Source organism: Salinicoccus cyprini (genome assembly GCF_007713705.1).
Taxonomy (GTDB): Bacteria; Bacillota; Bacilli; order Staphylococcales; family Salinicoccaceae; genus Salinicoccus; species Salinicoccus cyprini.
Genome location: NZ_VMSJ01000001.1, coordinates 609,038 through 629,615, shown reverse-complemented (window position 1 = coordinate 629,615; position 20,578 = coordinate 609,038). Strand labels below are relative to the sequence as shown.

At 49.2% G+C, this 20,578-nt stretch carries 23 protein-coding genes; 4 read left to right on the top strand and 19 right to left on the bottom strand.

Annotated features, from left to right (window positions below):
- Window positions 1–13: 13 nt before the first annotated feature.
- From FO441_RS03025 to FO441_RS03015, 3 genes are read right to left on the bottom strand one after another with little or no spacing between them, the layout of a single operon-like run.
- Window positions 14–133 carry a YvrJ family protein gene (locus FO441_RS03025; RefSeq protein ID WP_145285594.1) on the bottom strand — a complete coding sequence of 40 codons (120 nt, stop codon included), beginning with the start codon at window positions 131–133 and terminating at the stop codon, window positions 14–16.
- A 1-nt stretch (window position 134) separates the two neighbouring features.
- Window positions 135–347, bottom strand: a complete 213-nt coding sequence (locus tag FO441_RS03020) for a DUF2922 domain-containing protein (RefSeq protein WP_145285591.1) — start codon at window positions 345–347, stop codon at window positions 135–137.
- A gap of 21 nt (window positions 348–368) precedes the next feature.
- Window positions 369–569 (bottom strand): DUF1659 domain-containing protein, encoded by a 201-nt coding sequence (locus FO441_RS03015; RefSeq protein WP_145285588.1) that lies wholly within the window; start codon window positions 567–569, stop codon window positions 369–371.
- A 90-nt stretch (window positions 570–659) separates the two neighbouring features.
- Between FO441_RS03015 and FO441_RS03010 the strand changes: the two genes are divergently transcribed.
- Complete coding sequence (locus tag FO441_RS03010; RefSeq protein WP_145285585.1) at window positions 660–1,154, top strand: DUF2621 family protein; 495 nt, start codon at window positions 660–662, stop codon at window positions 1,152–1,154.
- Here the strand turns inward: FO441_RS03010 and FO441_RS03005 are convergent.
- The 4 genes from FO441_RS03005 to FO441_RS02990 form a co-directional block, all read right to left on the bottom strand.
- A complete protein-coding gene (locus FO441_RS03005) occupies window positions 1,146–1,631 on the bottom strand; it encodes a CcdC family protein (protein ID WP_186365449.1) in 486 nt (161 codons plus the stop codon). The genes FO441_RS03010 and FO441_RS03005 overlap by 9 nt on opposite strands.
- A 2-nt stretch (window positions 1,632–1,633) precedes the next feature.
- Complete coding sequence (locus FO441_RS03000) at window positions 1,634–2,338, bottom strand: cytochrome c biogenesis CcdA family protein (protein WP_145285582.1); 705 nt, start codon at window positions 2,336–2,338, stop codon at window positions 1,634–1,636.
- 89 nt (window positions 2,339–2,427) lie between these two features.
- Complete coding sequence (locus tag FO441_RS02995) at window positions 2,428–4,200, bottom strand: ABC transporter ATP-binding protein (RefSeq protein WP_145285579.1); 1,773 nt, start codon at window positions 4,198–4,200, stop codon at window positions 2,428–2,430.
- The gene (locus FO441_RS02990) at window positions 4,201–5,976 is read right to left on the bottom strand and encodes an ABC transporter transmembrane domain-containing protein (RefSeq protein WP_145285577.1); all 1,776 of its coding nucleotides are present in this window, start codon (window positions 5,974–5,976) and stop codon (window positions 4,201–4,203) included.
- Window positions 5,977–6,151: 175 nt separating this feature from the next.
- On the opposite strand from FO441_RS02990, the gene FO441_RS02985 reads away from it, so the two are divergent.
- Entirely contained in the window at window positions 6,152–6,391 is a 240-nt protein-coding gene (locus FO441_RS02985; RefSeq protein ID WP_145285574.1) for a hypothetical protein, read from the top strand.
- A gap of 60 nt (window positions 6,392–6,451) precedes the next feature.
- Here the strand turns inward: FO441_RS02985 and FO441_RS02980 are convergent, their stop codons facing one another.
- From FO441_RS02980 to FO441_RS02960, 5 genes are all read right to left on the bottom strand, one after another.
- Entirely contained in the window at window positions 6,452–8,161 is a 1,710-nt protein-coding gene (locus FO441_RS02980; RefSeq protein WP_145285571.1) for a glutathione ABC transporter substrate-binding protein, read from the bottom strand.
- Between the two features lie 238 nt (window positions 8,162–8,399).
- Window positions 8,400–8,660 carry a YneF family protein gene (locus FO441_RS02975; RefSeq protein WP_145285569.1) on the bottom strand — a complete coding sequence of 87 codons (261 nt, stop codon included), beginning with the start codon at window positions 8,658–8,660 and terminating at the stop codon, window positions 8,400–8,402.
- A gap of 66 nt (window positions 8,661–8,726) precedes the next feature.
- A complete protein-coding gene (tkt, locus tag FO441_RS02970; protein ID WP_145285566.1) occupies window positions 8,727–10,712 on the bottom strand; it encodes a transketolase in 1,986 nt (661 codons plus the stop codon).
- A gap of 13 nt (window positions 10,713–10,725) precedes the next feature.
- Window positions 10,726–10,962 (bottom strand): DUF896 domain-containing protein, encoded by a 237-nt coding sequence (locus FO441_RS02965; RefSeq protein WP_145285563.1) that lies wholly within the window; start codon window positions 10,960–10,962, stop codon window positions 10,726–10,728.
- A gap of 72 nt (window positions 10,963–11,034) precedes the next feature.
- Window positions 11,035–11,283, bottom strand: coding sequence for a hypothetical protein (locus FO441_RS02960; RefSeq protein WP_145285561.1), 249 nt, complete (start codon window positions 11,281–11,283; stop codon window positions 11,035–11,037).
- Window positions 11,284–11,422: 139 nt separating this feature from the next.
- Between FO441_RS02960 and lexA the strand changes: the two genes are divergently transcribed.
- Entirely contained in the window at window positions 11,423–12,037 is a 615-nt protein-coding gene (gene lexA / locus FO441_RS02955; protein ID WP_145285558.1) for a transcriptional repressor LexA, read from the top strand.
- A gap of 325 nt (window positions 12,038–12,362) precedes the next feature.
- Here the strand turns inward: lexA and FO441_RS02950 are convergent, their stop codons facing one another.
- From FO441_RS02950 to panB, 4 genes are read right to left on the bottom strand one after another with little or no spacing between them, the layout of a single operon-like run.
- Window positions 12,363–13,352, bottom strand: coding sequence for a CAP domain-containing protein (locus FO441_RS02950; protein WP_145285555.1), 990 nt, complete (start codon window positions 13,350–13,352; stop codon window positions 12,363–12,365).
- Between the two features lie 49 nt (window positions 13,353–13,401).
- A complete protein-coding gene (gene panD, locus FO441_RS02945) occupies window positions 13,402–13,803 on the bottom strand; it encodes an aspartate 1-decarboxylase (RefSeq protein WP_145285554.1) in 402 nt (133 codons plus the stop codon).
- The gene (gene panC / locus FO441_RS02940) at window positions 13,778–14,644 is read right to left on the bottom strand and encodes a pantoate--beta-alanine ligase (protein ID WP_145285550.1); all 867 of its coding nucleotides are present in this window, start codon (window positions 14,642–14,644) and stop codon (window positions 13,778–13,780) included. The genes panD and panC overlap by 26 nt, the downstream gene beginning before the upstream one ends.
- On the bottom strand, window positions 14,641–15,447 hold the full coding sequence (gene panB / locus FO441_RS02935; protein ID WP_145285548.1) for a 3-methyl-2-oxobutanoate hydroxymethyltransferase: 807 nt from the start codon (window positions 15,445–15,447) through the stop codon (window positions 14,641–14,643). Before panB ends, panC begins: the two co-directional genes overlap by 4 nt.
- A 91-nt stretch (window positions 15,448–15,538) precedes the next feature.
- On the opposite strand from panB, the gene FO441_RS02930 reads away from it, so the two are divergent.
- Window positions 15,539–16,405 (top strand): 2-dehydropantoate 2-reductase N-terminal domain-containing protein, encoded by an 867-nt coding sequence (locus tag FO441_RS02930; RefSeq protein ID WP_145285545.1) that lies wholly within the window; start codon window positions 15,539–15,541, stop codon window positions 16,403–16,405.
- A 100-nt stretch (window positions 16,406–16,505) separates the two neighbouring features.
- Here the strand turns inward: FO441_RS02930 and FO441_RS02925 are convergent, their stop codons facing one another.
- From FO441_RS02925 to FO441_RS02915, 3 genes are read right to left on the bottom strand one after another with little or no spacing between them, the layout of a single operon-like run.
- On the bottom strand, window positions 16,506–17,447 hold the full coding sequence (locus tag FO441_RS02925) for a formylglycine-generating enzyme family protein (protein WP_145285542.1): 942 nt from the start codon (window positions 17,445–17,447) through the stop codon (window positions 16,506–16,508).
- 26 nt (window positions 17,448–17,473) lie between these two features.
- Window positions 17,474–18,853 carry a sulfatase family protein gene (locus tag FO441_RS02920; RefSeq protein ID WP_222927800.1) on the bottom strand — a complete coding sequence of 460 codons (1,380 nt, stop codon included), beginning with the start codon at window positions 18,851–18,853 and terminating at the stop codon, window positions 17,474–17,476.
- A 34-nt stretch (window positions 18,854–18,887) separates the two neighbouring features.
- Window positions 18,888–20,465, bottom strand: coding sequence for a PTS transporter subunit EIIC (locus FO441_RS02915; protein ID WP_145285537.1), 1,578 nt, complete (start codon window positions 20,463–20,465; stop codon window positions 18,888–18,890).
- Window positions 20,466–20,578: the final 113 nt, after the last annotated feature.

The following is a 20,578-nucleotide window of genomic DNA, read 5'->3' as shown; positions in this document are numbered from 1 at the left end:
GGGATGGCTTTTTTCAGTTCAGCTGCCTGATGGATATGATGAGGTCATCCAGTTTCTGCTCCATGCGATGGAGCAGGAAGAACGTGATCACAGCCGGAAATCCAACATCGCTGACCAGTGGTACCCATTCCATGCTAGATGATCTCTGTGACGTTCTGTTCGACAATCTTCGCCGAATGTACGGATACCGGTTTACCCTGCATCGGCGCGAGAACACCCAGTGCGATGAGACGATCCGCTTCAGCCATAAGTGCCGCTTCCGTCAGGTCTTCCTTCGGGTTGCTGATGGTCAGTGTAAAACGGCGGCTCAGGTCCGTGTTGAATACAATTACAAGTTTCTTCGTCATTTCTCTTCCTCCTGTTCATTATTAGTTGATGACGTAGGTCTGTTCCTTCTCGACAATCGGATACACATCATTCGTCAGTGTCTGGTAGATGCTTGCCAGTGTATTGATGGCTTCATCTGTTGATGTCGTATCCAGGTTTCTGACGGATCTGAAACGGAGTTTTTCCTTACCACTCTCATCCGCTTCAAAGAAATAGAACTTTGCATTTGTGCTCTTAAGCATGGCTCTCACCTCCTTCACCCTATATATCGTCACAAATGATTCGATGGACAATCGAATCTTTATTTTCTATAATGACTGGGAGGTGAGGGAATGAACGATATAATCATGTGGCTCATTGCACTGTGGACTTTCGTCATGCTTGGACTGCTGATCATCGGCGGCTATTTCATGTTCCGGAAGTTTCTGAAGCGCATGCCGAAAGAGGACGGATACAGTGAGCTCGACTGGCAGGACCTCTATATCGAGCGGGCGCTGCCCCTATGGAACGAAGAAGCCAGAAAGCTGCTGAATGAACTGGTGACGCCGGTGCCTGAGATATTCAGGGATGTTGCCAAGGAACGGATTGCCGGCCGCATTTCGAAGATCGCCCTCGATGAAGGGGCAGATGATATTACACTCGACCACATCATGAAGGGCTACATCATCGCGACACCGAAAAGGGATCACAAGTTCATGAAGAAGAAGCTCGACGAACTTCAGATCGACTATGCACCATATGAAGATCTCTTCCAGTATGCGGATGATGAAAAGCAGAAGTTCTCCATATTTGAACAGACAGAAAAAATAAGCAGCAGATCAAAGTGACTTGATCTGCTGCTTATTGAATGTCTGGAGATGGATGAACATCGATATCCGCCAGACGACGATCATGACGAATGCCAGAAGGAAGAACATGCCGCCGATCTCACCAGGTGAGATGCTCAGGGACAGTATGGCCTTCAGAATGATTCTGAGTATCAGGAGACCGATCAGGATGATCGGAAACATCCTCGACTGCCTGACGTAGAGTCTGCCATCCTTCTCTTCATAGCGGGTCGTGACCACGAGGACGATCGAAAAGATCAGTCCCATGACAATCGCTTCCCCGATTTCAAATGGCGTCAGCCTGAAGTACGGAAATACATACATCAGTGCGCCGGTCGACATCATGACTGGCGGAATGATGATCTTCGGCAGTGTCAGCGGCCGCTTGGCCGCCTTCTGCCTGACGAAAACTGCAATGAGGCCCATGACCACCGCCATGATGGAGGCGGCTGTGAACAGTATGCTCTCGATACTCATGATCAGAACCCCTGGAAATCGCCGAAGAGCGGCTGCAGCCAGATGATGATCTGTGTCAGACCATCAAAATAGAGCAGGATACCCATCAGTATCATGACGATTCCGCCTGCTTTCATGATGCGATTCGAATACTTCAGCATCCACCGTGTCCGTGACACGAAGAAGCTCAATGTAAAGAATGGTACTGCGAATCCGAGGCAGTATACCACCATCAGCATCAGTGCATTGTTCGGCTCGGTTGCACTCATGGCGAATATGGCGCCGATGATCGGCCCGTTGCACGGTGTCCATCCTGCACCGAAGGCCATGCCGATCAGAATCGATCCGATGAAGCCGGACGGTCTGTTCTTGAACTGGACTTTACGGTCCTTCATCAGAAAATCAAAGTTCAGTACGCCTGTGACGATCAGACCGAATATGACGATCAGAATGGCACCGAGCTGGCGGATCAGATTGGAATGGTCGATCAGCAGGCCGCCGAAGAATGCCGTACCGAATCCGAGTGCGATATAGATGAGGCTGAAACCGATCAGAAAGAATAATGTATGAAGAATTGCACGGAAATTGAATTTCTGGCTTTCAACTTCATTGTAGCTCATTCCCGTGATATAGGAGATGAACGCTGGGAAAACAGGGAGCACACACGGTGACACGAAACTGAGGACACCGGCTCCGAATGCGAGGAGAAAAGTTACTTCGCTACCCATAGAAATACCTCCATTCAGATGTCATTTTAACAGACATGATGGAGGTAGACTTGAACTTTATTCCATTATTTTAGAACTTTCTATGACATTTACTGCTGTCCGTTCTGAAGCTGGTACATTTTATGATAGATGCCGCCGTAGCGGATCAATGAATCATGCGTGCCCTGCTCGACAATCTCGCCCTTATTCAGCACGAGGATCTGGTCGGCATCCTGGATGGTCGACAGGCGGTGGGCGATGGCAAGCGTCGTCCGGCCTTTTCGCATCCGCTCAAGAGAACGCTGGATCTGCTCCTCCGTCTCGGAGTCGATGTTGGCGGTCGCCTCATCCAGAATCAGCACTTTCGGATCGATGGCCATGGTGCGTGCGAATGCAAGCAGCTGCCGCTCTCCACTGGAGAAGGCACTGCCCTTCTCGATCACCCTGTGTTCATATTCACCGGGCAGTTTCGAGATGAACTTGTCTGCATAGACGAATTCCGCCGCCGCCTTGACCTGCTCGAACGTCATTTCCGGGTGGTAGAGCCGGATATTCGACTCGATGGTGCCATAGAAGATGAACGGATCCTGCAGCACGAGGCCGACCTTCTCCTTCAGTTCCTGCTTCGGAATCCGCTTGATGGAATGGCCATCCACCAGAATGTCCCCTTTTGAAAACTCATAGAACCGCATGAACAGGTTGATGATGGAACTCTTGCCGGACCCCGTATGGCCGACAAGTGCGACGGTTTCTCCGGGTCTTGCTGTGAAGGAGATGTCCTTTAGGACATCCGTCCTGCCATCATAGCTGAACGTGACATTTCTGAATTCGATATGGCCATCCGTCACCCGGCAGGCGGCATCTTCTGACTGTGCCGGTTCGAGACGGTCGTCATCCATCAGTGCGAATACACGGCTCGCCGAGACGAGCGCCTGCTGGAAGATGTTCAGGTTCTGGCTGACCTGGCTGAGCGGCTCGAAGAACCGTTCCATGTACTGGATGAAGGCGAAGATGACACCTGCTGTCACCGTCGATTCGAAGCTCAGCAGCCCGAAGTAGCCGAGAATGAGTGCAATGGCCAGCACCGAGATCATGCTGATGGCCGGTCTGAGCAGTAGCCCATCGAGCCTGACATTCTTCATATTGTATTTATAGTGCATTTCGTTGATCTCATTGAACTCCTGGCTCAGGCGGTCCTCCTGGTTGAACACCTGGATGATCTTCATCCCTTCGATCGATTCCGCAAGCTTGGCATTCAAATCACTGAGCAGCTGGCGGGCATGGGAGAAGAAATTCGCCGAATACTTGCGGTAGACAGCGAGGACCACGACGATGATCGGCATGAATACAAGAGCAAGCAACGCCAGCCTGACGTCGAGGACGAACATCATGATGAAGCTTGAGATGACCATGAAGATGGCCATCAGAACCGTCGCCAGCACACCGATGAACATTTCCACTATCGCTTCCGTATCATTGGTGATCCGTGAAACGACGCTGCCGCCTGGCACCTTGTCGAAATAGCGCATGCCGAGCCTGCCGATCTTGTCGAAGGCATCGATCCTAAGCTGCTGGATGACCTTGAAGGCCAGGTACTGGAACAGGTATATCTGCATATAGGTCGTGATGGCGCCGATCAGCTGGACTGCAATGAAGGCGATGACGAGCCACATGATCTCCGATTCAGGAAATACACCCGGTGTCAGATATTCGTCAATGAAGATTTTGACCAGATACGGTGTTGCGACACCAGCTATGGTCGAGATGATCAGCATGATGAACCCGACTGCCAGTATGCCCTTGAAAGGCAGTGTATACTTCATCAGCCTCAGCAGCACGGTCTTCTGATCATTGAAAGAGAGGTTGAACTGGTTGTTTTCCATTTATCTTTCCTCCTTCAGAACGAGATCATCAAGGGTGCTCTCGAGTGCATCACGCAGTGCCTGGGCGTTATATGTGTCATGATACCAGCCGCCTTTTGCCATCAGCGCGTGATGATCGCCGTGCTCGATGATGGTGCCATTGTCCATGACGATGATCAGATCGGCATGGCTGACAGCACTCATACGGTGTGCTGTAATGATATTCGTCTTGCCGGCACGGCTATCCTGCAGATTGGCAAGAATCTGCTCCTCTGTTTCTGCATCGACGGCAGACAGGGAATCATCCAGGATGAGCACTTCAGGATCCATGATCAGGGCGCGCGCAATGGAGATGCGCTGCTTCTGGCCACCGGAAACGGACACGCCGCGTTCACCGACGACAGTATCATAGCCATCCGTAAACCCTTTAATATCCTCATGGACATGGCTCAATTTCGCCGCATGGTATATCTCCGCTTCATCCATCCCCGGGTTGCTGAAGGCGATGTTGTTACGGATTGATGTCGAGAACAGGAAGTGGTCCTGTGGCACGTATCCGAACTGCCTTCTGAGATTGCTGATTTCATAGTCGCGCAGAGGATGTTTGCCGTATTTGATGTCCTCCGGATTGACCGTGTCGAATTCCCGCAGCAGGAGACGGATCAGCGCACTTTTACCCGAACCCGTCCTGCCGACGATGCCGACAGTCGTGCCCTTCTTGATGGCGAAGCGGACATCGCGAAGACCATCCGATTCATCATCCGGGAAGTTGAACGCACCAAGATCGAATATAATGTCCCCTTCAGGCTGTCCTTCTATTTTATAGTCCACACCGACCTGGTTTTCTGTATCCATGATTTCCTGGATCCGGTCATAGGACGCACTGCCCCGCTGCACCAGATTGAAGAACCAGCCAAGTGCGAGCAGCGGCCAGACCATCATGCCGAGGTACGTAGTGAAAGTGACCAGTTCACCGATCGAAATCGTGTCGGACAGTACCATCTGCGCACCGTAGAAGATGGCGATGAAGTAGCTCGCACCGATGACGGTCATGATGGTCGGGTCGAACAGGGCATCCACTTTGGACACCTTAAGGTTCTTCTCGACCACATCATCACTCATTCTGCGGAAATCCGCCTGGTCGCTTCGCTCATAGCCGAACGTCTTCGTCACCTTGATGCCGGAAATGCTCTCCTGTGTCTTGTCGTTGAGCATGCTGAAGGCTGCCTGGGCCTTCTTGAAGCCCCGGTTCAGAAGCTTTCCATAGTAGCTTGTCAGTATGACCATGAACGGCAGCGGAATCATCGCCAGCAGCGTCAGTTTCGGGCTGATGGTGACCGCCATTGTAACCAGTACCGCGCCCCCTGTGATGAGGGAATCCGCAATCGTCAGAATACCCGCACCCGCAGTCGCCTGGACCGCCTGGATATCATTGGTCGCATGCGCCATCAGGTCACCCGTCCGCCGCTTCTGGTAGAATGCCGGACTCATCTGGGAATACTTCCGATAGAGCCTTGAACGCAGTATTCTGCCCAGTCGGTAGCTGGCACCAAAGATCATGATGCGCCAGAAATATCTGAATATGTATGTCAGAACAGCCACAGCCACCAGCAGCAGAATATACTGCATGAGCAGATTGCCCGTCAGTGTTTCCTGCGTAATGCGGTCGATGACCCAGCCGATGACCTGGGGCGGTATCAGCTCCATGAGGGCGACAAGCACCAGCATGATGACACCAACTGAGTAGCTGCGCCATTCCCGCTTGAAAAACCATCCCATTTTCTTAAAAACCTTCATTGCGATCCTCCTTGTTGTCATATTCTTTTAAATTCTACCATATGTTTCGGAATATGAAATAATGAACAACAGAAGATTTTAAAATTTCATACGATTGACCGAACCCGTCCCAGTAATGTTTATTACATTGCCTGATGGGAAAAGTGCAATACATTACTGAACAGGAGGCTTTTTCATGTCCGATTCAAATTTGAATAATCTCGAACTGGGCAGTCACTACACGGCACAGGAACTCGAGGGCTTCATCAGTACGACAGATGCCACAATCCTCTCTTCAAATGAAGACGAACTGTTTACCGATTCCGAACGCGAATACAAAGTGACACACCAGTTCAAAGGATGCTTCGAACAAGCTGCAGAAGATGGCGGGAAACGGTACAAGGCCCAGCGCACCTACGTTGTTGAAAAAGTATAGCAGCAGAATAGAGCCCTGGGATGAGCAAAATCATCCCAGGGCTCTATTTTTTATTGATGTCTAGTTGAATGATACATTCTCAAGTCTGATATTGCCGACCGGGTCGAGATCAACGCCACTTACCTGGCTGGAATTGACGCCGATCGCAAAGTTCGTGTGGAACAGATAGGCTGCCGGTGCTTCTTCAATCAGAATCTCCTGGGCCTGGCTGTATGCTTCGAATCGTGCATCTTCATCCGGTTCTGTGCGTCCTTCATCCAGAAGGGTGTCGACTTCTTCATTTGTGTAGAATGAACGGTTGCCGGTTGCCCCATGGCTGTTGGAATGGAACAGTGCGTATAGACCGTAGTCCGCATCTGCTGTAACAGTCGTCCATCCAAGAATGAACATTTCATGATCTCCCTGTGCTGTGCGATCGAGGTAGGCACCCCACTCGAACTGCTCGACCTGTACATCAATGTTCAGTTCGGATAGTTTTTCCTGAATGTATACGGCTGTGTCGACAATCTGGGGATCTTCATCCACCCAGATGGTCGTCTCAAAACCATCTGCCACATCTGTTTCGGCCAATAGCTCCTTAGCGCGCTCCATATCATATTCGACACCTTCAAGGTTCTCATCATGACCCCATACATCCGGTGCCAGTGGCCCATCGGCCTTGATGCCCATATCATCATAAACGCCGGAGATGATTTCATCCCGGTCGATGGCATAGGAGATGGCCTGTCTGACCCTGACATCATCAAATGGTTCCTTTTCGGTATTGAAGCCGAGGTAGGACATTCTTACTGATTCCTGTTCAACAAGCTCAGTATCTTCGCCCTCTTCCACTCTTACAGCACTTGTGGAATCGACGTCACCGGCAACCTGGATGCCGCCGGTTTCCAGTTCAGCCATGCGTGCACCATTCTCCGGAATGACACGGAACGTCACTGTTTCAAAGTTGCGTTCCCCGCCCTGGAAGTCTTCAAACTTCTGCAGTACAGTATTGTCTCCCGGTGCACGGGACTCGAACATCAGATGGTTTGTCCCATCCGCTTCCGAACCGATGACATTTCCGGTATGTTCGGAAATGCGCTCTGCGATATCTTCATAATCGGATCCGCCTTCTTCACGCAGTGCATAGTACTCCTCCACCGTCATATCGACACCACCCTCGTCCAGTGCCGACTGGTAGTCCTGATCGATGAGTTCCTTGCTCATGATTCCTGCTGTATTGTGCGCCAGGTGACTTGGCAGTGGTGCAAATGGATATTCCGTATGCAGATTGACTTCATAATCGCCGACCACTTCCACGTCGGAGATCATTTCGAACAGAAACGCCACTTCCGACGCCACTGCAGTATCCCTGACACGATCAAGTGTCGCTTTCACATCTTCTGCAGTAAATTCGGAACCGTTATGGAAAGTCGTCCCTTCGCGCAAAGTGAAGTTCCATACATCATCCTCGGTTGCTTCCCATTCCTCGGCAAGACCTGGTGCAAGTGCCATATCCACTTCCTGATGCACAAGCGTCTCATATATGTTTCTTCTGACCTGGGCTGATGCAGAGTCGTTACTGCCATGTGGATCAAGCGTAACAGCATCATCCATCATTGCAACCGTCAGATCGCCACCAGAGCCTGTCCCTTCACCTTCTGCATTTTCGGAAGTTTCTTCTCCGCTGGAGTTCTCTTCCACCGCCTCATCAACATTCGAATCGTCTGTACAGGCAGCAAGTGCCAAAGTGAATACAAATACAAAAAATAACATGAAAAATCTTCTGTTCATTCAAGTGCCCCCTTTTTTCATCTGGTATAAGTATATATGAACGATTATTCCTATACAATAAATATTCTAAAAAATAGAAATTTTTAGTCTAGTTGATTTGATTTTTGATGCGGTGGGCTTGATTGAATTGATTGTCGGTATTGTGTTTTGCTTTCTCGCCGGCGCAACAAGACAAGCATCCATAAAAATATGTTTATACAAAAAATAAACCCTCCTGCATTTGCAGAAGGGTTATATTTTATCTTTTTGAAGCTTTCATGCGATCTTTAGCCGATTTCGTGTCCGTCGTTGATTTGTTCATCATGGACATCATCTGGTTTATCTTCTTCTGGGAAGGCTTCTGTCCCATTTGCATCATCATCATTCTGAGCATTTCTTCATTGATCGGCGGGTTCTTTTCAAGATAGTCCATCATGTACTTTCTTGCCAAAAAGAATCCAAGCGCAATGCCACCGATGAGCGCAACTGTAACAATTACTATCCAAATCCAAGTATCCAAACTGCTCACCTCTTTCTTCGTAGACCATAATAAAGTTTACAATAAAAGCAGGTGATTTTCAACAGATTATTTATCGAGGACTGTACCCAGTACACGCTCGACAGTAAATCCGTACTTCTCGATTACAACATCGCCCGGCGCACTGGCACCGTAGGTGTCGATCGCGTGAATTTTACCGTTCATGCCGACGAAGCGATGCCAGCCGAAGCTTGCAGCCATTTCGATGGCTGTTCTGTTTTCAATGTGGGTATTGAGAACACTTTCGATATATGCCGCATCCTGTCTGAGGAACTGCTGCATATTCGGAATGGAGGCAACCTTGACATTTACATTCTGAGCTTCAAGCTGTTCGGCTGCTTTGACTGCCAATGGCACTTCACTGCCGGAAGCGAAAAGTATGGCATCATCACCTTTGTCAAATGCGAGATAACCGCCTTTTCTGACTCCATCTTCCACAGTTTCATAAGGGACATCGAGTGCCTCGACATTCTGACGTGTCAGTACAAGTGCAGTCGGTGCATCTACCGCCTCCATGGCCACTTTCCATGCTGCACGTGTTTCATTGCCGTCTGCAGGACGGATTGTATTCAGGTTCGGAATCGCTCTGAGACCGGCAAGCTGCTCGACAGGCTCATGTGTCGGACCATCTTCACCAACCGCAATGGAGTCATGTGTCAGCACATAAGTGACTGGAAGCTTCATCAATGCACTGAGTCGGATGGCCGGCTTCATGTAGTCGCTGAATACGAAGAATGTGCCGCCGTAAGGATAGATGCCGCCATGTGCTGACATACCGTTAAGTGCTGCAGCCATGCCAAATTCCCTGACACCGAACCAGACGTTGCGTCCGCCGTAGTTGCTGCGGTCGAAGTCCTCTTCGTCCTTGACGTTCGTCTTGTTGCTGCTGGCAAGGTCGGCAGCCCCACCGAAGAGTGTCGGCACGCTGTTTGAAAGTGCCTGGATCATTTCACTTGAAGTGGCACGTGTCGCTTTGGAGTCGCCCGCTTCATAGAAAGGCATGTCCTTGTCATAGTCATCAGCCAGACGCTGGTTGATGGCATCATCAAGCGCCTTGTAGAGATCGCTGTGCTCTTCTTTGTAGGCTTCCATCATCTTGTTCCATGCTTCTTCCTTCTCATTGCTTCTCTGCTTCATCGTCTCGCTGAAACGATCGTAGACGGAAGCATCCACCTGGAATGTCTCTTCAGGGTCGAAACCGTAGTATTCAAATGCTGCCTTGCGCTCATCTGCACCAAGCGGCGCGCCGTGGGAAGCACTTTTGCCCTGCTTGTTCGGTGCACCATAGCCGATGATTGTCTTCACTTCGATCATCGTCGGCTTGTCTGATGACTTTGCTTCTGTGATCGCCTTGTCGATCTCATCCGTATCGTTGCCATCTTCGACTCTGATGTAGTGCCAGTTGTAGCCTTCAAAACGTTTTCTGATGTCCTCGGAGAAACTCTTGTCAAGATCGCCATCGAGGGAGATGTCATTGGAATCATAGAGTACAATCAGCTTATCCAGATTGAGGTGGCCTGCCAGGGAAGCTGCTTCGTGGGAAACGCCTTCCATCAGGTCGCCATCACTTGTCACAACATATGTGTAGTGGTCCACAACATCATAGTTGTCACGATTGAAACGTGCAGCCAGATGCTTTTCCGCCATGGCCATGCCGACACTCATTGCAAAGCCCTGTCCGAGTGGCCCAGTTGTGATCTCCACTCCTTCAGTATGCTTGAACTCGGGATGTCCCGGTGTCTTCGATTCATACTGTCTGAAGTTCTTGATCTCTTCCATCTCAAGCGCACCACTCAGGTGGAGCAGACTATAGATGAGCATGGAACCGTGTCCGGCACTCAGCACGAAACGGTCACGATCAAACCATGCCATGGAGTTCGGGTTGAAATTCAAATGACGGGTCCACAGTGTGTAGGCCATTGGTGCGGCACCCATAGGGAGTCCCGGGTGTCCGGAGTTTGCTTTCTCGATCGCATCGATTGAAAGTGTTCTGATTGTATTGATTGCAAGCTGATCCGTTTTATCAAATGTCATTTCAAATGCTCCTTTAGTCTCTGGTATTTTTCTCTTCTTGAATACGTTTGAGCTTTTCAGGTGTTACATCGTTGCCTTCAGGGTCGACCACTTTCGTGTTTTCGACCTGTTTCCTGAAAGATGACCGGAAGTTTTTCAAGTATTCTTCCCTCAGGCCTTTCAATTCTTCCAGTTCGTCCTTTTCGATGCTGCCTGCTTTCTTTTTGGCAGCCAGCGCATTGATACGCTGCAGTTTTTCTTTTTCAAGCATGCTGAAACCTCCTGTCCACTCCCTTATAATTTAACACAAAAAAAAGTATGAGACCATTCTCATACTTGGCAGTCATTCTATCAGTCCGATCATCTCCATCATATGATCGATATGTGTGCGTTCCGCGTATTGTTCCTCCGGAACATCCGTTTCCTCTTTGGCCATCATTGGTGTTTCTTCCGTAATCACTTCAAACTCGTCTATATAAACAATATTGGAATGTGTGTTCTCTATCTTATGGGAGTCGAACATGAAAATAAGACCGGCAACCAGCGCAAATGCAAATATCGCACCTAATAGCTTGAATTCCTTGAATGTCATAAAATCCCCTCCGGAACATATGTTTGTACTATCATGGTATCAGAACATCTGTTCCGGGTCAATAGAATTACGAACAAACGTTTGTAACATACTGATTATTATGATAGAATCATATATATAATGAGTCGGAGGTATATATATGAAGGCGCTAACAGATAGACAAAAGCAGATATATCAATTTATAAAGTCTACCGTTCACGAAAAAGGGTATCCGCCAAGTGTAAGGGAAATTGGAAATGCAGTCGGACTGCAGTCCAGTTCTACGGTTCACGGACATCTTGCGAAACTGCAGGAGAAGGGTTATATAAAGCGTGATCCGACCAAACCGAGAGCAATTGAAATTATCACTGAGGAAAATGACCAGTACAGTCCGGTCATCCACGTTCCGGTACTCGGTAAGGTTACAGCAGGTCTGCCGATCACTGCCGTTGAGAATATCGATGAGTACTTCCCGCTGCCCGAACATTTTACCGCGAATCACAATAGTGAAATCTTCCTGCTCAATGTTGTCGGGGACAGCATGATCGAAGCCGGCATCCATGATGGCGACCGTGTCATCGTGCGCAAGCAGAACATCGCCCACAATGGTGACATCATTGTTGCGATGACGGAAGAGGATGAAGCGACAGTCAAACGTTTCTACAAAGAAAGCGGGTACTACAGGCTCCAGCCTGAAAATGCATCAATGGAACCGATCATAGTGGATAGCGTCACTGTACTCGGCAAGGTTGTCGGACTGTTCCGCTCCTTCTAAAAAAATTGAACATACTAAAAGGGCGCCAGAGGCGCCCTTTTTATTATATCTTTCCTAGTTCCATCCTGTAATCTGTTTCATTGCTGATGATTATTTATCTACCAAGTATTATTTTTACCTGTTCCAGAATATCTGTAGAATCTTTTGTTTTATTTTCCTGCGCTTTAGTGTTCAACTGCATCCCCTCGTTCTATCGGTCTATCAGGATGGGTAGTAGGAAAGGTACTGATCATTCCCGGAAAACCCGTGATGTCTACTTATAGATTCCCCTTGCCAGAACTTTGAAACGCATATTATGGAGTACTATTACTCCAAGGCGCAGTAATCATCTGTATATATAGTTTTCAGTATAATATGGGATGTCATCTGCACTATAGGCTGTGCCTGTACCAAGATGGGTGAATTCGGGCTTCAGCGTATTGACGCGGTGGTCCATCGAGTTCATCAGACTGTGATGCGAAAAGATGGTCGATGTATGCCCCATGGCTATATTCTCTCCCGCCATGCGATATGATACGTCCGCTTCTTCTATGCGGTCTTTCAGTGTCTCCCCATCCGGCGAGTCATGATTGAAATAATCACGCTCCGCCATGTCCTCACTATGGCCGAGTGCTGCATCGGATGCCTGCTCGTCCACTTCAAGCGGATCGAAGCCATACTCGTATCTTGTGGCATTGACAAGCAGGTGGTTCATCCTTGAGTTGTCTTCTGCTGCCGGGTGGTTGTACAGTGAATCGGCTGCCCGGACCTCGTCCTTCAAAAGCATCAGCACACCGTTGACCTTCTCCCCATCATGCAGATCGTAGAAGAAGTAGACATACCTGTCCTTCAGGTCATACACCTCATACTCCTCGTTGGTTACCCTGAGCCGTTTCCAGCCCTTCTTGATCGATTCCACCGGTTCTCCGTAGATACTTCCGACACTTTCACGATCCATGCCTTCGATGTTGATCGTATCGATCGAGACATCGTCGCTGTTCGTGTAGGCACCACTCACCTGTCCTTCATTGACCAGCACCATCCTGAACATGCCGTAGTCATTCTCAACTACGAAATCCCCTGCATACTCGCTTCCGAGCACCTCCTGGTCCTCCACTGCATATTGGGTTTCCAGATTGATTTCGACCTCCTGGGTCTGTTCACTGTTCACTTCATGGATTTCGCTCATATCATAGGTCGGATAGACGTGTTCCTCAAGCCAGCCATTCAGATAGCTGCGGTTGAGCCCCTCCTCGAAGTCATAGGACTGCACCACAGGTGCAAGGAACGTAGAGACGGCATATATGAAGATGATAAAGAAAAGTTTTCCGAACATGCATCCACCTCCTTCTTGAAAAGTTCAAAAAAAGTAATTAAACAGATGTCTAATTACTTCCCTGATGTGTATATTCGGTTTGTCTTTTTTCAAAGTACTGAGGATCGACGATATTGTTGTGTGCATCGACAAGCACCACATTCGGTTCATGTACTGCGAGCTCCGCCTCATCCAGCTGCACGTAGCTGATGATGATGATGACATCACCGACCTGCACTCTTCTCGCAGCAGCACCATTCAGACAGATTTCCCCGGAGCCTCTTTCGCCTTCGATGATATATGTTTCAAGACGTTCACCATTATTATTATTGACGATCTGCACCTTTTCATTCGGCAGCATGTTCGCCGCTTCAAGAAGTACAGGATCAATCGTGATGCTGCCAACGTAGTTGAGGTTGGCCTCCGTCACGACAGCACGGTGTATTTTACCGTTCATCATTGTTCTGATCATTTTTCATCACCATCACATTATCTATTAATCGTGTTTTCTCAAACTTAACAGCAATGAATATTATAGCATTACCTTCTATGGTTTGAACAGGATTAAGATCGGGATGGGTAAAGATCTGCAGGTCATCGATTGTACCGGATGTATGATCCATGATGTGCGCTTCGATGCGTTCCTTGATTGATGCTGCATCCGTGACACCGTCAAGAATCAGATCACGCCCCATCATGAGCGCCTCATTGATCGCCGGTGCCTCCTCCCGCTCCACATCGGACAGGTTGACATTCCTGCTGCTTTTGGCCAGACCATCCGATTCGCGTTCCGTCGGTACTCCGATGATTTCTATATCATGGTTGAAATCCTCGGCCATCCTTTTGATGATCATCAGCTGCTGACGGTCCTTCTCCCCGAATACGGCATGGTCCGGACGGATGATATTGAACAGCTTGTTCACAACTGTCACCACCCCTTCGAAGTGTCCCGGTCTTCTGACACCGTCAAGAATGGATGCCATCGTTTCAAGTGTCAGCAGAAGCTCAGGCTTCTTCGGATACATCTCGGTCTCTGCCGGATGGAAGACGACATCCACCCCATGCGCCCGGCAGATTTCAAGATCGCGCTCGAGATCTCTCGGATAGCTGTCGAGATCCTCATCCGGACCGAACTGCAGTGGATTGACGAATATGCTCACCACGACGATATCGCCCTTCTGCCTTGCCGCCTCGACGAGCGCCATATGCCCTTCATGCAGATAGCCCATCGTCGGCACGAGTGCGATCGACCGGCCTTTCTTCTCTTTCAGTATGCTGCGGACTTCTTCTATTGTACTCGCTGTTTTCATCATTCTTCAAATACCTTCCTCTTGTATGTTGTCGACTCGTCCGGGAATTCCCCCGCCTTGACCGCTGCCACATATGACTTCAGGCCCTGCACGCCGGCTGTATTGAAATCTGCATAAGGTCTGACGAATTTCGGCAGACGTTCGGTGCCGTACTGCAGCACATCGTGATAGACCAGCACCTGGCCGTCCACATTGACGCCGGCGCCGATGCCGATTGTCGGTATCCCGAGGACAGCGGTCACTTTTTCAGCAAGGTCCGAAGGAATGGCTTCAAGCACAAGCATGGAAGCCCCCGCCGACTCCACCGCCTTGGCATCCTGGATGAGCTGCATCGCAGCCGCTTCATCCGATGCCTGCATCCTGAATCCGGTGACACCGACCGACTGGGGGGTCAGACCGAGATGGGCCACCACAGGCACACCGGCAGCCACTGCACGCCGGATGATATCGATGCATCCGGCACCTTCAAGCTTGATGGCATTGGCATCTGTCGCCTGATACAGATCAAGTGCATTCTGGACACTGTCGTCCACATTTCCATGGTACGTACCGAATGGCATGTCCACCACGACGTAAGTATCCGGCGCCCCCCGTCTGACCGCCCTGGCATGGTGGATCATATCATCCATCGTCACCTGGACCGTACTGGCGTAGCCGAGCACCGTCATGCCGAGCGAGTCTCCGACCAGTATCGTATCCATGCCTGCCGCTTCACTCTGCTTTGCGCTCGGATAGTCATACGCCGTGACCATGGTGATCTTCTCACCTTCCTTTTTCATCTGTTTCCAATCACTTGTCGCTTTCATGCTGCTGCCCCTTTCCATTCGGAAGTTATATATTATAATTAGTCTACCATATTATTTATCAACGCTACATCCACCCAAAGGAGACATATATATGAAAATTGCAGTCATCGGCATCGGTGCTGTCGGCAGCGTCATTGCGCGTGAACTTAAAAAGCTCAATCATGATACCACACTTTTCGGAAGAACGGCCAAAGAAGGTTTCACCATACTTGAAAATGGGGAAAAGCACCATTATCCATACCGGATCGAGAATGTCCATGCATATGAAGGAAAAACCTTCGACCTCATCTTTATCGCCACCAAAGCTACGGCACTCCAGACACTGTCTCGTACTACACCAGCAATGAGCCATGGGAATACGGAAATCGTCCTTTGCCAAAACGGCATGGGGTTCGATGATTTCTTCGACTCTGCCGTACCGGCAGTCGTCTACATCAGCGGTCAGAAGCATGAGGATATGGTCGAACATTTCCAGGATGCAAGGCTGCTCGTCGAAGACAGATCCTACATCCATCTGGATACTTTGATAAAAGATCTATCTCAAAATGATGAAATGGAACTTGAAATACAAAAATCAAAGAATTTTATCCGTACCCGGTACGAGAAGCTGCTGATCAACCTTGGTATCAATTCACTCACTGCCCTATCCGGCAATACCGCAAAAATTTTCGACCTTGAATCCGTCGTCGGCGTGACCCGCGCGCTGCTCGAAGAAGGCGTAGCCATCATCAACCAGGAGCAGACGATCATCGATCCTGCGTTTGTTAATACGGCACTATCCGTATATAAAAGTTATAACCGTGAAATGGGAACAAGCATGTACTACGACGTCACTTCAGGTGCGAGGGCCGAGTATGCCTTCATACAGAAATACCTCCATCAGCAGAAAGGAGATCTCAAAACCCCGGTCCTCGATATGGTCGTCACCCTGCTTGAGGCCTACCAGTATGAGAGGTAGCATCACAGAGTCCAACCTGTCTCGTCCAACTATCCAGCCAGAACAAAAGCAACGCCCTGCCATTGATGGCAAGGTGCTGCTTTTCAAATTTCATCACGATCTATGCATCCATGGCACAACGGAAGCCCGTATTCCCTGTGGAGCTGTCTGGTGTGTTTGAAGTTCTCGCTGCAATCCTGTACCGGTTGCAATAGGAGTCATGACAGAGATATGACCCGCCACGCATGGATCTTGGTTGCTCCGTCAGCTGAAATGCGGGAACATTTACTGATTCATGGAATGCGTTGCTGCACCATTCCCACACGTTCCCGGACATGTTGTATAGCCCATGGCCGTTCGCCTGATAGGCATCCACTGGGGCAGTGCCTGCATAGCCATCCGACTCCAGATTCGTTTCAGGGAAGCGGCCCTGCCAAATATTGCAGCGATGTTCACCTTCCGGTGTCAATTCATTTCCCCATGGGTACCTGTTCTGCTCGAGTCCGCCTCTTGCAGCATATTCCCATTCGGATTCGGTCAGAAGCCGCCTGCCGGACCATTCACAGTAGGCCATGGCATCATTCCATGAAACATGGACGACAGGATGGTCCGTGCGACTCTCGATGGTTGAGTCCGGACCTTCCGGATGCCTCCAGTCTGCACCTTCGACAACCCGCCACCAGGGAGAACCCATCGGTACTTGTGTGACATTCTGTGACACTACCTCCGATAGGAAGAGATGGAATACGAATGACCATCTGAACTTTTCTGCATCCGTTCGATAGCCTGTAGCGCTGACGAATTCTTCGAATTGCCGGTTGCTGACGGCATATCTGTCTATAAGGAAGGATGATACCGTCTGCTTTCTGACCGGTCCTTCACCATCTTCAATGTTCACATCTTCATCGTCGCTTCCCATCAGGAATTCACCCCCGGGAATCAGAACCATATCCTCCATATGGATTATGATTCCGTCATTTTCCAGCCTGACTGGCGTCTCCACACTGCTTTTTGCCTCGATGGAAGCTCTTGAAGCAGCGCAGCAGCTTTTTTGTGTATCCATGGTATTCACCATTCCTTCTGCATCATCTATCGGATCTGGCTGACCTCGTAGTCGTTTGGATCCTTTGAACTCGGATTGTATGTTTCCTTCCTATTGACTTTCCATTCCGGCCTGACATCGAAATGACCAGTCAGAATCGGGTCATCCGTCTTTTTCTGGTACGTATCCAGCCTGCGTCTCATATCCTCCAGAACTTCAAAGTAGTCCGGATCATCTGCAAGGTTATTTCTTTCCCCTTTATCATAAAGCAGATCATACAGGCCTTCCTTCGGTTTTTTAACACTTTCCAGATCATTCTGCTGGTAGAAGGTCTTGCTTGTCGAATTATCAATGTTTGTCCGGTTGACCTTCAAGTAGTCTTCATCGAAGAATCTGATGTATTTATACCTTTTCGTCCGTATGCTCCTCGCCGGTTCGTAGGAAGTATGGTAGTTGATCTCTGCAAATACTTCTTCCCGCGTCTCCAGATCCTTCGACTGGAACATGTCCGCAAAAGAGACACCCTGGAGATAGGATGGTCTATCTACGCCGATCAGTTCACAGAGGGTCGGGAATATGTCAATCTGGGAAACCATTCCTTCCACGGATTCACCGTTCATCCTGCTTCCTGGCACACGCATGATGAGGGAGACACCGATGCCCGAATCGAACAGCGTACATTTGCCGAATGGAAAGGCAAGACCATGATCGGTTGTAAAGATGATGATGGAGCCCTCATACATTCCTTCTGCTTTCAGAGTGTCGATGACAACTTCAAAAGAACGATCAAACCATGATGCGGAGCGCAGATAACCTACATAATCCTCTCTGACCGCCTCATCTTCGGGAAGCGGTGCTGGTGGCATTACATATTTCGAATCGAACTGTTGGCCCTGGAATCCCTCTTCCGGGAATTTGCGGTGTGTTGCGAAAAGCCCGTAGGACAGGAAGAATGGTTTGTCACCCTCCATATTCTTCAGCCATTCGCTTACTTTATGGGCATTTTCATAATCCCATTCGACCAGTTCCTGTTCTGTCATATCCGTATTATCGGCGGAGATGTTCTGATCGTAGCCGATGATCTGTGCGGCTTCTTCGTGATCGGTATATTTTCCCACTTCATGCTGGATACCGCAGAGCACTGTATAATAATCCTCTGCTTTCAGGAAATTTACGAGGTGCTGGCCATAGTCATGCAGACTGAATCCTCTTTGGGATAGTCCATACATTCCGTTGCTGTGGGGGTACATCCCTGTCAGAAGCCCGGCCCGGCTCGGAGAGCACGTCGGACCGACACAGTAGGCCTGTCTGAAGAGTGTCGACTCTTCAGCAAATGCCTGCAGTGATGGTGTCGGTACATTATAGCCATATGGGCTCAGTACTTTTCCGCTATCGTGTGTATGGATATAGATGATATTCTTCTTCAATTTCAATCTCCTTTCGACAATCCCATATTGCATTTTATTTTATCTGCTGATTTGAATTTTCCAGATATTCGTCAATGTCGCTTCTGACCATGTTGACTTTTGGTCCATAGATCACCTGGATGGACTTGCCACGGACGATTGTATTCATTGCGCCCGTGCTTTTCAGTGTATCCGAGTTGATTTCACCGGGCTTTTTGACACTGACCCTCAGTCTTGTTGCACAGTTATCAATATCTGTGATGTTATCCAGTCCGCCGAGTCCTGCAAGAATCGTCTCCGCCTTGCCGGAGTCATAGGCTGCTGTATGGCTCTGCTCCTTCTGGTCCACATCCTCCTCATCACGTCCTGGTGTCTTCGCATCCAATTTCAATATCAGTGTTCTGAAGACGAAGTAGTAGAGAAGTATTATAGGAATGGCCAGCACAAGTACCCAGATGAAATTGGTCTTGTCGTTCCCCTGGAAGACACCAAAGAGCAGGAATTCAGTAACACCGGCCGAGAATGTTGAACCGATGGTAATGTTGAACAGGCTTGCTACAACAAAACTTGTCGCAAAGAGCAGTGCTTCTGCAACGAACAGTATCGGTGACGCAAACAGCAGTGCAAAGGAAATTGGTTCTGTAACGCCTGTAATGAATGCTGTCAGTCCGATGGAGATCAGGAAGCCCGAGGTCGCCTTCCTTCTCGGACCTTTTGGTATCGTTGTATACATTGCAAGAACGATACCGATCATGCCAAACATGAAGTGCAGGTAGCGGCCGCTGTTGAAGAGCGCCAGATTACCATAGAATTTCGCTGTTTCAGGATCTGACAGCTGTGCCAGGAATATTGTCTGGAAGCCTTCCACCATCTGGCCATTGACTTCCATCGTTCCACCGGCGGCTGTCGTCCAGAACGGCAGATAGAACACATGGTGCAGGCCGAACAGGTAGAGTATCCGCAGCAGGAGACCGTAGAGGAATGCACCCAGTGTGCCAAGCCCTGTTGCGAATTCACCAAAACCTGCGATGCCGTTTCCTATGAACGGCCATACGATGAACATGACTGCACCTACAACAAGAAAGACGAAAGTATTCATTATCGGTACAAATCTTGACCCGCCGAAGAAAGCAAGAAACTCAGGTAGTTTGATGTTATAGAAACGGTTATGCACCATTCCGGTTACGATACCCGTCAGTATACCGCCGAATACACCCATCTGCAAAGTGAGCACCCCGAACTGCGATCCTTGACCGAGTGTCCTCGGATCCACTCCTTCAGGTGCAAGCTGTCCTGTCACTTCAAGCAGGGAATTGACGGTGATGATCAGTACGAAGTAGCCGACGACGGCAGCCAGTGCAGCCGGACCCTTCTCTCTTCTGGCCAGTCCGATCGTAATACCCACAGCAAATATAAGCGGTAAAGCATCAAATACTCCGGAGCCTGCTGCATTCATTATGGTCAGGATGGCCTGGAGTGTCGTGTTGCCGAGAACTGGATATGTTTCAATTACTGCAGCGCCGGACAGTGCTGCGGATATTCCGAGCAGCAGACCTGCCACCGGAAGTATCGCAACCGGCAGAAGTATTGCCTTGCCGAGCTGTTGTGCAAAACCCATGAACTTGTCTTTCATAATTGATCCCCTTTCATCCTCAAGCACCTTTTCATCGTTGACTGATGAAAAAATAATGTTAGCGTTTTCATATTTTTCATCATATCAGAACAAAATAATTTGTCAATACAAAT

Excerpts from the sequence above, each read along its gene's own strand:
- FO441_RS03025 (WP_145285594.1), bottom strand. The coding sequence starts at position 133 with ATGGAATGGGTACCACTGGTCAGCGATGTTGGATTTCCGGCTGTGATC.
- FO441_RS03020 (WP_145285591.1), bottom strand. The coding sequence starts at position 347 with ATGACGAAGAAACTTGTAATTGTATTCAACACGGACCTGAGCCGCCGT.
- FO441_RS03015 (WP_145285588.1), bottom strand. The coding sequence starts at position 569 with ATGCTTAAGAGCACAAATGCAAAGTTCTATTTCTTTGAAGCGGATGAG.
- FO441_RS03010 (WP_145285585.1), top strand. The coding sequence starts at position 660 with ATGAACGATATAATCATGTGGCTCATTGCACTGTGGACTTTCGTCATG.
- FO441_RS03005 (WP_186365449.1), bottom strand. The coding sequence starts at position 1,631 with ATGAGTATCGAGAGCATACTGTTCACAGCCGCCTCCATCATGGCGGTG.
- FO441_RS03000 (WP_145285582.1), bottom strand. The coding sequence starts at position 2,338 with ATGGGTAGCGAAGTAACTTTTCTCCTCGCATTCGGAGCCGGTGTCCTC.
- FO441_RS02995 (WP_145285579.1), bottom strand. The coding sequence starts at position 4,200 with ATGGAAAACAACCAGTTCAACCTCTCTTTCAATGATCAGAAGACCGTG.
- FO441_RS02990 (WP_145285577.1), bottom strand. The coding sequence starts at position 5,976 with ATGAAGGTTTTTAAGAAAATGGGATGGTTTTTCAAGCGGGAATGGCGC.
- FO441_RS02985 (WP_145285574.1), top strand. The coding sequence starts at position 6,152 with ATGTCCGATTCAAATTTGAATAATCTCGAACTGGGCAGTCACTACACG.
- FO441_RS02980 (WP_145285571.1), bottom strand. The coding sequence starts at position 8,161 with ATGAACAGAAGATTTTTCATGTTATTTTTTGTATTTGTATTCACTTTG.
- tkt (WP_145285566.1), bottom strand. The coding sequence starts at position 10,712 with ATGACATTTGATAAAACGGATCAGCTTGCAATCAATACAATCAGAACA.
- FO441_RS02965 (WP_145285563.1), bottom strand. The coding sequence starts at position 10,962 with ATGCTTGAAAAAGAAAAACTGCAGCGTATCAATGCGCTGGCTGCCAAA.
- FO441_RS02960 (WP_145285561.1), bottom strand. The coding sequence starts at position 11,283 with ATGACATTCAAGGAATTCAAGCTATTAGGTGCGATATTTGCATTTGCG.
- lexA (WP_145285558.1), top strand. The coding sequence starts at position 11,423 with ATGAAGGCGCTAACAGATAGACAAAAGCAGATATATCAATTTATAAAG.
- FO441_RS02950 (WP_145285555.1), bottom strand. The coding sequence starts at position 13,352 with ATGTTCGGAAAACTTTTCTTTATCATCTTCATATATGCCGTCTCTACG.
- panD (WP_145285554.1), bottom strand. The coding sequence starts at position 13,803 with ATGATCAGAACAATGATGAACGGTAAAATACACCGTGCTGTCGTGACG.
- panC (WP_145285550.1), bottom strand. The coding sequence starts at position 14,644 with ATGATGAAAACAGCGAGTACAATAGAAGAAGTCCGCAGCATACTGAAA.
- panB (WP_145285548.1), bottom strand. The coding sequence starts at position 15,447 with ATGAAAGCGACAAGTGATTGGAAACAGATGAAAAAGGAAGGTGAGAAG.
- FO441_RS02930 (WP_145285545.1), top strand. The coding sequence starts at position 15,539 with ATGAAAATTGCAGTCATCGGCATCGGTGCTGTCGGCAGCGTCATTGCG.
- FO441_RS02925 (WP_145285542.1), bottom strand. The coding sequence starts at position 17,447 with ATGGATACACAAAAAAGCTGCTGCGCTGCTTCAAGAGCTTCCATCGAG.
- FO441_RS02915 (WP_145285537.1), bottom strand. The coding sequence starts at position 20,465 with ATGAAAGACAAGTTCATGGGTTTTGCACAACAGCTCGGCAAGGCAATA.